Raw genomic sequence first — 656 nt, forward strand, 5'->3', positions numbered from 1 at the left:
TGTCGCCCCCCGCCCCGGGCCCGGCGCGCCCCGGCGGCCCCGCCCCCCCCCCCCCCCCCCCCCCCCCCCCCGCGGCACTGCTTCGCCGAATTCGGCTATGAGGGCGCCACGGTGAAGAGGCTGGAGGAGACGACGGGATTGTCCCGGGGTGCGATCTTCCACCACTTCAAAGACAAGGAAGCCTTGTTCTTGGCGCTCGCTCGGGAGGACGCCGAGCGGATGGCCGACGTGGCCGCGCAGGAAGGCCTGGTGCAGGTGATGCGCGACATCCTGGCGCGGCCGAAGGACTTCGACTGGCTGAGCACGCGACTGGAGATCGTGCGGAAGATCCGGAGCGATCCGGGGTTCCGCGCGGCCTGGGAGGCGCAGTCCGAAGATCGTGAGCGGGCCACTCTCGCGCGCCTTGAGCGCAAGCGGCAAGCGGGCAGTCTCCGCAACGATGTGGAGCCCGAAGTCTTGGTAACGTACCTGGATGTGATCCTCGACGGGATCGTCACCCGACTGGCTTCAGGTCAGTCGACCGACGATCTGCACGCCGTGTTGGATCTCGTCGAATCATCGGTGCGTAGGCCGCGCGCCGACTGAGACCGCTACGAAGCCGTCGGCCGGCCCCCCACCCGGGGGGGCACCCCCGGCGGTGGGGGGCCCCCGACCAT

1 pseudogene is annotated in these 656 nt (G+C 70.6%); it reads left to right on the top strand.

What is annotated here, in order from left to right:
- Window positions 1-72 precede the first annotated feature (72 nt).
- Window positions 73-585: pseudogene (locus L5G33_RS05590) on the top strand (TetR/AcrR family transcriptional regulator); the annotation flags it as partial.
- Window positions 586-656 lie beyond the last annotated feature (71 nt).

Origin of the sequence: Gordonia liuliyuniae (genome assembly GCF_021738805.1) — a bacterium.
Classification (GTDB): Bacteria; Actinomycetota; Actinomycetes; order Mycobacteriales; family Mycobacteriaceae; genus Gordonia; species Gordonia liuliyuniae.